The organism is Pseudoalteromonas sp. C12FD-1 (assembly GCF_037414265.1).
GTDB lineage: Bacteria > Pseudomonadota > Gammaproteobacteria > Enterobacterales > Alteromonadaceae > Pseudoalteromonas.
In genome coordinates this window covers 1-10609 of sequence record NZ_JBBEVD010000043.1, presented here as the reverse complement: position 1 = coordinate 10609, position 10609 = coordinate 1, and the positions used below count along the sequence as shown (strand labels likewise).

Below are 10609 nucleotides of genomic sequence, written 5' to 3'. Positions count from 1 at the left end.
TTGAATCGCTGTTACCTTGGAACATTAAACAAGCTGGGTGTCGTTAGCTAGACGCTTACGCTGAAACGATAAATGGTTTATTTAAAAAAGAAATTATTCGCAGGAATGGACCGTGGAAAAATGCTGATGCTGTTGTATGTGCAAGTTTAGAATCGGTCAGGTAAAGTGGCCTGAGTTAAACAAACTGGTCTCCGATGAAATCGGGGCGATTCAAAACTACTCTCCCAGATTTTTAAGAGTTACATATCAATAAAGCAGCCTATTCAAGGCTAGCTTTCCTTATAATGCATTCTCAATAAGATCAACATAAGCGAATGGCCTAACCCAAATAAAGCATGAGGCTGGCTCCAAAGCTATAGGGTCGTCGCAAGCATCTTTATGACTTAATAGATTCTTTTTAATTTCGTGATAGAACTTGGGTAATCTAATATTTTCTTCATTGATCACTAAACACTCTAAAGTTAGTCTTTGCAATCCAAAAATTATGATAAACCTCTGTTTTTCAATTGTATTTTTAACCAGAAAATTCACATCAGGCATAGTGGCTTTACTGTTAAGTGAAATAGTTGGACAAAGTGGAAAACCAAATACAGTATACTCTTCATCCTCAACTTGAAATTGAATGGGTAGTGAATCAGAGTTATTGCTATTAGCATCTGTTAAGAGTTCTATACAATTTAAGAGCCAACCGAGATGTAATTCTGTATATTTAGATGATGTGCACTCGGCGAAATTAACTTTAGTTTTTGCTTTGTCACTCAAAGAATTAACTGATAACTCATCTAATTTAAATTTGGTAGCAATTAATCTAAATGGGATGTTATTCACTTGAATATCTGAAAATAAGACAAAGTGGTTATTTGACTTTGTCTGAAAGTATGGCTTCCAGTTTAATTTTAACTCTTCAACTTTAATAATATACTTAGATTCGTCATCAAGACCAAAGAGTTTGTATAAAAGTGAAATAAGTTGAGTTCGTGTTATGTTTATAGTCACTAACTCTTCTAATCGAAGAGCCATTTTTTCTATATTTTGATGGAGTGATTTTACTAAGTTAGAGTCATCGACTTCACAAATGAGTAGATATTTAAGTTTCTCATTCTCTAATAGACAAGAAAGCCCTCTCTTTTCTCCATCACTTTCAACGGAAGAACATAAATCATCAAAATTGATACTTTCATAAATGGTTTTTGCTAGTAGGTCTTTGCCAAAGGATACAGGCAAATTAAGGTACTTTTCTAAAAATGTGGCTTGAAGATTTAATTTATAGATTAATTGAGCTGTTGTGAGCATTTGTTATATCCAACTTTTTCGAGCAAAACACTAGCCTACCAAACGCCGGTTTTAATCTTATAGATAAACAAATTTTCGGATGCTCCGCTTTGCCGTTATTTATTGCTTATTAAAATAAATTGGTAGGCACAGGCTGTCCGTTCAGCCCTTTTACAATTTAAAGGATAATAAATAGCCTGTAAAGAGTGAAAGTAATACCCATACCTATAACTTATGCAGATATTATTTTATTTTTATAATAAAATCAGAAGGTTCAATACCAAAAATTTTAATTATTGTATCTTCTATTTTTTCATCCACATAGCGAGTGTTCAATGTATTGTGAAGGTTACGCACAATATTGTTCATATGGGTATCAAGTAATTTGTACAAGAAAATATCAGAGTTTGGTTGAAGTGAAGCCAACAGCAATAATTGGTTATCGAATAGGTCTGAATTTATTGAATCTCGCAAGTGAACCCAATCATCACATTGGTAGACACACATAGCTAAATGATATTGAGCTTGTCTCAATGGGACATTAGTATTCTTGGATAGGCGTTTTGCTTGACGTTTAATATTCGAAAGAAGTTCGTCGTTTGTTAGCGACATTATTTCACCAATAGAAATACTTCAACACAAAGCCCACGCACTTTATATCGAGTATATTTATTGGAAAAAATTAGTTTGATAATCCAGGGTAAACTATTTGGCTCGCCAGTGGGAGCTGGCCTCCCTGCGAGACCAAAGCTTTATTAATTAAGCTATAGCTATTATTACATAATTTTATAAATAGTGAATAAAGGAATTTTGCGAATAGCGATTTTGACGATAATCGACGGTGAGATTGTTCTTTGAAAGCGGTTATAACTTCTATATATCAACTTAAATTTATCATCAAATTAAGATTCTAGGCGTATATATTGTCCGACCTAAGATATTTTATTACGCTGGAAAATTAAGTATCAATGCCTTTCTTCAGTATAGAATTGTTTTCAATTTCGTCCTTCCACATATCAGCTTGTGATAAGATTGTTTTTCGAGCAAGCCCGCCTACTTGTATCTTACGCACCGTTGTTATGTAGCGCTCTGTTGTTTCAAAATTAGAATGCCCTAATAAATTTTGAAGAAAAATATTAATGTCATCAATATTCGCAACGCAAATATCAACACCAGTCAACTTAGAATATTTTAAGAGTCGCAATGTTGCTCCTGTATGCCTTAGTGCGTGGGGGCGAACATACAGGCTCTCGTCAATAATAGCTCCGTCACTATTGAGCGGGTTTCTAAGTACTTTAAGGGCTTTGGCAAAAGCCTGCCTATACATTGCTTTCGAAACAGGGCGTCCCTTATCCGTTAACCATATAAACTTTGATTCTGACGTACGTCCGGCTTTCTCTGCCCACTTTGTTCTCACATATTTACGCTTGTAAATGGATGTTCGTTCATCATAAATAGTGACATCAGAGCCGTTTCTTTTCGCTGTGATATATTTATCTGATATCATTTGCATTGTTTGAATATCTAGATTTATTTCCCGCGCTTTTTGACCCTTGCCGATGAATTTAAATGGTTGTTCCACTTTCTTTGCTTGGCGCATATCGGCAGCATTCATCCATTTTTTATTTAATTTATTACCACCCTCGGGCGGAAAGTATTCGACCAATTCATTGATACGAAGCAATGTATCAAGTTGAACATGCGCCATTACAGCATATACTCTATCAACTTTATTCAGTTCACCGATTAGCCCACTCACCTGCTTATTTGTCAATACTTGAGATTCGTAATCAGTGACCTTCTTCTTTCTCCGATTTTCTATCAGCGGATCAATATAGGTTCTTGACGCTCTGCGTTTGTTTGCTGGTCTTGTATAATTCAAAAAGTAAGATTGATCTTCTGCATTTGACTTTAGTCGCTGTCGTAGAATTTTGGCTGGAAATTTAAGTCTATGCTCAACACCACAAAGATCAAGATAGCTGTAAAATAGACGCCAAGTATTGATATACTTTGAAATTGATTCTTCGCTCAATGCTAAGAGCTCTTCATCATCTCGAAAGTTTGCAATAACAGCCTCAAGGAATTCAATATCAACTTCAAGGTAGCTTAAACCGTTATTGGCGCAGATGTTGAGCCAGTTCCGAAGATGATCAGCTTCATTGTTTGCAGTCACCTTTGTTATTGCGCGAAACGTATTTTTACCAGTATCGACGGACAATTTGTTAAAAAAATCTGGATGATTCAGCCGAGTAACAATAAAGTCATTTGCATGTTCATGTAGATGACCTGATTCACAGACAATGAATGGTTGCCCAGACAACGACTTATGCTTTGATACATTACCGGACTGTGCGGCCATTAAGTTTACTTTGGCCTCTTTATACAAAGGATCATCAAGAGTACTAATAGCTTCTTGCTGCTCTTTATTGTTATTAAAATCTACAACTTTAATTTTACTCATATTTAAAATCTTACTGTAATATTTTCATACTAAAACTCACGTTCCAAAGTAATTAGGTGAAAATTTAAAATTTGTTTATCCATAAATTCCATCTTAACCCTCCCTGACAATAAGAATCTCATCAAAATCTTCAAAAACAATATCTACTTCTTCGAGCTTATCGCGTTTCGATTCCAAAGTTGATAGTTCAAGGCGTTTACCTGAGCTTTCTCGCAATTCATTACGCTCTCTTACGGCCATAAAGTCTATCAAGAATCGTACAGCACAGGTTTTAACATTCTCAGCTCTTCGGGCTAGGACAAGCCAAAGTGCTCTATCACCCATAGTCAAGTTAGTAGCGTCGACAATTACTGAGTGGCGATCATTTTTTATGTCTAATCGATTATCGGACCAAGTCGTTTTACCCGAGCAGGGTAACCCTATTAAAATATATACACGCATAGGTAGTTTTCTTAGCATAAGCCGGCTAAATTCCGTTTTTGCATCGAACCAGGCTTTTTTCCTGAGATTTTCATCGTAAAAGTGATAATGCTCATTGTACTGAAGTGCTCGGTCTGGTGAGATGTAATGCACCATGTTTTGGTTCATTTGCTTTGCCGAGTTTGATATGCGTGTATTTGTATTTACTGCTTTTAGACTGGTATTTTCAAACTGCAAATTTTGGATAACTTCATTTCTGTCCTGCAACAAAATACGTAGCTGATTCTTTTCTATCGTTAGCTTAAGGTTTGTTTCAAGCGAATTTGAATACATTGTAGAAAGCTCATCGTCTGACTTAGACTTACCCGCTTTGATTTCTTTAAATTCATTCGCAAAGTCGAGGACTTTATTTCTGAATGATTCAAAACCCTTAAACGCATCCACACATGATGATTTTTTATCATCGTAGAGGTAAGTACGATCAACATTAGCAACTTGGCAGATTCTACCCACGGTCGCGATACCCCGATGTTTCATTTCTCTTAAAGCTATCACTTTTTGTTGGATAAAGGCATCTTTCAATGCTTGAAGACGTTCATCGTCAGTTGTTGGACCATTCTTTTTATTTTCAGTCATAATTAATCATGCCCTAAAATTGATTTAGCAGCATCGGGATATATTTCGATAAGCGGTTTTGTATAAAGAGAAACGAACGATTTAGCTTCTTTATCTAGGTCAATGTTGGTGTGCTTTAAGCCCCGCAAGTACATCGTGTAATATTTGAATTGCTCTAGTAACGTACGCGAAAGAGGGTTGTCATACAAAAATGAATGCTGACAATTTGCCCCCTTACAGTTGTCTAGGTCAGGCAATCCAGTCATTTGTAGCGCGGTAGCAAAATGTTTGTCAATTTCTCGTTCTAGCCGCTGATTGTTTGCAGAGTTAATAGAGCAAGGGGCATCTGTCGCGGAACCTGGGTTTCTTGTGCATACAAATGCTAGTGGGGTTTGCAGAGCCAACAATTCACCATTTTTGAGTTTTGCAAGCAAGACAAATCGAATTCTATCTTTGAGACGTTTGCGCATTTCACCTTCGGTAAGCGATTCGTTGTTCCTAGTGGCCTCTTGAATTACCAATTCTTTTAAATGCTCTCTACCTTGAGTAAATGTATTTTTTACCCCACCTGAAAAGTTCCCATCAAGAATGGCATCGGTCATCTGTTCTGCAAAATCACTACGAGTTTTTACTCGAACTTCTTCTCTTACATGTTGGACATGGTGATTACTACGTAGATAATGGTCAGGCATTACACCATTTTTATGTCCAAAAAGACGACGAACTATTAGTACTGATAACGGCGAATTAGTACCAATCCACCCAGCCATTGTAGCGCGACAACGGTGAGCCATGCCTTCAGGATTGTCATCATCCTCCAATCCATCCAGCACATTTTGATCACAAAATGCTGCCCATAAGCGAAGTAATCGATTGATATTTTCGTTAGTTGGATAAGTCCATGAGTTTGCCTGCCCCCCCTCGCCTCCTTCTGTTCTGCGAACGACTAGTTGAGGAACATTATTTGGGGCATAGTTGGTACGTTTTAAGTACTCGATAGCCGTTATAGTGATTGGTGGCACTGGAATGATATGGTTGTTGGTTTTAGTTTTATTAATATCGGTAAGTAAATAAAAAATTAAATCAGCATCACCATCTGGAGAGAAACAATCTCGAAAAATATTCTTTCTAATATCTATACCTCGTAAGGCTGTCGTTAGCATTAAAATCCACAAAGCTGCCCCTTGCGACAAGTTATACCAGTTTTCAATTCCTTTTCTTGAAAGGTTGTAACTTTTGGGCTCATCGAATGGCCATTGTGGAAAATCTTCTGATAATGTTTGTTGGATAAGCTTAAATTTTTCTCTTGCTGTAGAGTGAAATAAGTTAGAATTTTTCTTCTGGTAAGCTGATGAATCAGCCGCAATATCAAATGCCTCTATTAGCAACGCTGAGTGTTTTTCGATTAACTTAACAGCAGGAGGCAATAGCCCTGCAACAACTTGCTCACTGAAAGGCTGGTAAGATTTCGTGGTTAACGAATCATTATTACCAAAAATTCTGCTTAGGTAGACAAGACTCTTGAGCTGTCCACTCTCAACTTTCAGGTCCCGCCAGGGGACTTCCGTCTTAAGATGCAGTATATCTACGTTGTAAAAAAAGCTTTTAGGTATCGAGACTAGTATCTCCATTATGGCAAGTACTCCAGAGCTGCCCGAACTTATATCGGTACGTTCAGCTGCTGCAAATAACCACTGGTTGATCTTTTCCTTTGTTACAACCGAGGCTGGTACGAACGGTTGATTAACATTCGCAGCCAATATACCTTCACGTCTCATTCCCTCGCCAAAAGTAGCCATAAACTTAGTAATATGACCATGAAAAACGTTAACATTTTTTTTAGCTATTTGATGACGATAAAAAGTGGCTATTTTTAACATTATTAGCAGTGGGTATAGATCGGGATATTCTTTTTCATAGCGACCCCAGTTAATTTGTACATTCCAGTCTAAAATCCAAACTTTATCTTTGAATTGGCACGCAGAATCACTCCCTATTAAAGTTTTATCAGCATATTCCGCTTCAAGACTGCGTACTAATTGCCATTGAGTTTGCCCAATTCTATTTTTTTTGGATTCTGATAAATCAGCATAAAATAACTCTGATGAATACAATATTGCATCACAAGAGTCCGAAGTTAATGCACTCATCTGGTCGTCCTAATTTATTAAGCGTTTGCGTGAAGAAGTGGTGGAAGCATGTAATTATTGGGGTCATCCCAAGCCATTGCTGCCTCAGCTACTGCTTTGGCTCGTAACTTTTCCCCTTCACTAATTTTTGCGACAAACTCATCAACAACAGATTGTGCTCTACTGTGTTTAATTGCATAATTTGCATAGTACAACTCTCTGTTTGCACGCAAGATTTGTTCGTATTGAAAACAGCGATAGATAATTCTAGGTAAATGTTCCCGATACACTTCAGCTTTTGAACACCCAAGACAGTTGTCGAACTGCTTGCAATAGCTTATGTTGAGGTTTTCAGCATAGTCTGGATTGGCAGGGTCTATACAATCACAAAGAAATCGAGGTTCATTCACATCGACTTGGGACTTCCTCTTTGAAGTTATCATCTTTACAGCAATCCGTTGGTGATGTTCTATAAATTTTGTTTGCAATGCCACGATGGCTGTCGACAACATATCTTCAGTGCTCGATGACTGCAAAAGATAATGAAGTGGTATCGTATTTTTTAAATCCGCAGCAACAGCTCGTACTAAATCATCTTTGGTTTTAATTTTTCCCATCCACTGTTGAAGCACTTCACCCGCGTAAACTTTCCGAAACTTGGTAGAATTAACGGATCCAATCAAGTCACCATTTCTTTCTTTTATTTGTGCTCCAATTGCAAATTTTTTTCCGTACTTTTTGATGAGATCGTTTTCAAAGAAGAACTTTTTTCTTTGTGGTCTCAATAGTTGTCGAATGTCATCGAGCAATTTCAGTTGACGATACATTGGCGTTTTATGAGGTATGGATAATTTTTCTGGTTGCTTACCACCTCCTAGAACGTGAGCTCTTTTTTTGTAACCCTCCAGCAACATTGAAGGTTCGGATGCAAAGCGGTCTATGTTTTTTAAGACGCTACCGATTTTAGTCTGTGCCGCGATGCTTGCAATTACTTCTTTGTTGCGACCTGACTCGGCCATAAGTAAGACCTGGAGCAGAAAATCAAAATGTTCCGTGTAACCAAGGACTAATGTAGAAGTTGGGCACTTTGTTGAGCCGACTTTAATGTCGAAAAGTGTAGTTATGACAGAGCACTGATGAATGTGTTTTTGATACTTTTTATAATGTTTTCCCCAATAATTTCGCTTCCAAGATGAAATCCAGCGGCTAGCCAAGGTATCAAAAGAAATATACCCTCTAGAAGGGAATAAATTTTTAGAGTTGTTCTTACCTTTACAAACGAAAGTGGGGATAGAAATATTACATGTAAACAGCACATCATCATTTTCTTGAAGCTCTTTCGGCCATTCAGCAGAAATCAGATCGTCAGTAATGTAACTTAATATTTTTGTTTTAAAATTTGCGTATTCTAGTGGGGATAATGTTTTCTGTATTAACCACATCGCTTTGTTTACTCGATGAACATCAGTAACCGCTATTCTAAATGCATCATCGTAAAGTGTTGTATTATTACTCTCGACAAGTGTTTTAAAAAGCTCTCTTCCTGTATTGTTGAAAAATGACAGATAATTATCTGAATCAAGGTACGCCTGAATGCTTTCATGTGTACCCTCAATTTCATTTATTCCGGCGTTGACGTATGCGTATATCTGGAACATCACAAAATCAGAATAACTCTGCGACTTCTTCCATTTATAGATACGCAATTTTGCATCATGAACATTTTGAATATTTTTTCTTGTACCAATGCTAGGATCAAAGCTCTGAATAAATGACTTTGTTTTATTAGAAGCGCTAACTGATAGCGAAACAATCTTTTTTATTCCGTTAAAAACAGGCTGAGGCCTAGAATGGGTTATTGATTCACATAATTTTGTAAGGTGATTGAAATCTAGTTCATTAAAAGAAGGGATTTTATTTTTAACCATATAATTTGCAAGATGAAAATAAGAATTATTTTTAGTACTATGGTAATTTCTTTCAGTGTGTTCTTTGACGAAGACTCTAGCCAATTCAATCGCTAAATCTGAACTTGATGCACAAAGCATAGAGAACCAAACTGGAATAATAAATCCTGACCTTTGTGGGCCTTTAAGGTTGTTAACTTTAGCGCTTTTATCAACATTAAATATGGCAATATGTTCTTTGTCACTTTTCTTGATTGGAAAGTATCTAGCTTCACCGTCAACAAAATTAAGTGCGGGAAGTCCATCGAGTGTGTCACCTACTTCATTCTCTCTTGTATCTTTAACGACAATTTTCTTGTTTGAAAACCTATTTTTGCGAGCCATATCTTCTATCACTTTGTCTTATTCAGAATAACTAATATTGAATTATTAGCATTTTCTACGTTATAGAATTATAGCAAAACAATGAGCTAAAAGGACTGGCGGTAAGTCTTTAACCTATTGAAATAATTACATATAACTTTAATTTCGCTAATTTATCAGCATGTTAGGATGTATAAATTTTTTAATCTAATGCTGAAATAACAACATTTAAATTGTTAAAGCGATAAACATTTTTCTACTGAAATAAGGCTCTACTAGCATTAATTATTGAATAGATAAATCCGATGATATGTTCGGCTTGGACTTCTCAGGTTTCACTAGACAGTACTGATTCTTTATTTGATAAAGTAGCAAAGGTAGGATTAACTAAATTGATGTCATCGAATGCTAAAGATATAGCGAATTTTTCCAACTTTATTGAAAAACTGCTGAAGGTTCTGAGCAATATTTGTTGCTCAACCAGCACATCAATGAATTTATGGAAATCGACTGAAATACGCCACCTTGCATTGACCAACATCCGTTAAGCAACATCAATGCAAAAAACATTAACTTATAAGTGTAAATAAAAAAGGCTCATGTAATGCGTATTGTGAAATCAGCGCCTGAAATACTGATTTATAAAACACCATCTCACTGTTACTTTGGAATTTAAATCTTACAGAGCGCTCATGGATGCTACACTTACTTATACGGCTAACAAAATCACATTATTAAATGTCTATTATCTCTATACTTCTTAAGAACAGTTATTAATTTATAACATTCTGATTAAGTGGCAGAGCCATTGGCATATCAACTATTAGAAGGTAGAAATAAGAGAGGGTACTGAAGCTCTCTAGAAAGTCTGTATGCTTTCCATTCAAAATAATCAATTCAAGTCTTATTAAAAACTTTAGTATCAAAATTGCAGTTCGATAGTTTTTTTTGCTATAAAAGCTCTCAGTTTCATAACTTAAAAATTAATAGTTATATCAAGGTTATTTTGCTCAATTGCAATGTATAGCTCACCATTTTAGACATGAGGTTAGGTAAGGGATTCTTTTAACTAGATCCTTTGAATTTTTCAATCGGCTTTATTTCATCACCTGTTTTCGGCTCGTTAGGTCGATACTGAGCCAAAGTTTCTTTTGCCGTTAGTACCTTACTTTTATCTTGATATGACATTTTTCTTATTTGACTAAACTTACTGAGTTCACTGAATGAGTTTGTATAAAAATAAGATTGTTCATCTAAATTAGCTTCACTCGAGCTGAATATTTATAAATGAAAAACAAGGGACAGCTCGTCTTAATATTTAATTCAATCTACTTTATCTTTACTTATTAACTAGCTTAAAGCGAGTGGCAACTCAAATATCCTTATTGGTTGCCGATAGCAATTTACGTCGCTACTGTTCAATACTAATTAGCATGTCCGCC

6 protein-coding genes are annotated in these 10609 nt (G+C 36.0%); all 6 read right to left on the bottom strand.

The window, feature by feature from the left end; all coding sequences use genetic code 11:
- Positions 1 to 279: 279 nt before the first annotated feature.
- The 6 genes from WDB87_RS04310 to WDB87_RS04285 all read right to left on the bottom strand — a co-directional run bounded on the left by WDB87_RS04310 (position 280) and on the right by WDB87_RS04285 (position 9188).
- On the bottom strand, positions 280 to 1293 hold the full coding sequence (locus WDB87_RS04310) for a hypothetical protein (protein WP_337849177.1): 1014 nt from the start codon (positions 1291 to 1293) through the stop codon (positions 280 to 282).
- Positions 1294 to 1515: 222 nt separating this feature from the next.
- The gene (locus tag WDB87_RS04305; protein WP_273607109.1) at positions 1516 to 1884 is read right to left on the bottom strand and encodes a hypothetical protein; all 369 of its coding nucleotides are present in this window, start codon (positions 1882 to 1884) and stop codon (positions 1516 to 1518) included.
- 346 nt (positions 1885 to 2230) lie between these two features.
- Positions 2231 to 3733, bottom strand: coding sequence for a tyrosine-type recombinase/integrase (locus WDB87_RS04300; RefSeq protein ID WP_337849176.1), 1503 nt, complete (start codon positions 3731 to 3733; stop codon positions 2231 to 2233).
- A gap of 93 nt (positions 3734 to 3826) precedes the next feature.
- Positions 3827 to 4789, bottom strand: a complete 963-nt coding sequence (locus WDB87_RS04295; protein WP_337849175.1) for a hypothetical protein — start codon at positions 4787 to 4789, stop codon at positions 3827 to 3829.
- Positions 4790 to 4791: 2 nt separating this feature from the next.
- On the bottom strand, positions 4792 to 6918 hold the full coding sequence (locus WDB87_RS04290) for a hypothetical protein (protein ID WP_337849174.1): 2127 nt from the start codon (positions 6916 to 6918) through the stop codon (positions 4792 to 4794).
- 17 nt (positions 6919 to 6935) lie between these two features.
- Entirely contained in the window at positions 6936 to 9188 is a 2253-nt protein-coding gene (locus WDB87_RS04285; RefSeq protein WP_337849173.1) for a hypothetical protein, read from the bottom strand.
- Between the last annotated feature and the right edge of the window lie 1421 nt (positions 9189 to 10609).

What these genes read in the sequence shown, in the direction of transcription:
- WDB87_RS04310 (WP_337849177.1), bottom strand. Translation starts at nt 1,293, where the DNA reads ATGCTCACAACAGCTCAATTAATCTATAAATTAAATCTTCAAGCCACA.
- WDB87_RS04305 (WP_273607109.1), bottom strand. Translation starts at nt 1,884, where the DNA reads ATGTCGCTAACAAACGACGAACTTCTTTCGAATATTAAACGTCAAGCA.
- WDB87_RS04300 (WP_337849176.1), bottom strand. Translation starts at nt 3,733, where the DNA reads ATGAGTAAAATTAAAGTTGTAGATTTTAATAACAATAAAGAGCAGCAA.
- WDB87_RS04295 (WP_337849175.1), bottom strand. Translation starts at nt 4,789, where the DNA reads ATGACTGAAAATAAAAAGAATGGTCCAACAACTGACGATGAACGTCTT.
- WDB87_RS04290 (WP_337849174.1), bottom strand. Translation starts at nt 6,918, where the DNA reads ATGAGTGCATTAACTTCGGACTCTTGTGATGCAATATTGTATTCATCA.
- WDB87_RS04285 (WP_337849173.1), bottom strand. Translation starts at nt 9,188, where the DNA reads ATGGCTCGCAAAAATAGGTTTTCAAACAAGAAAATTGTCGTTAAAGAT.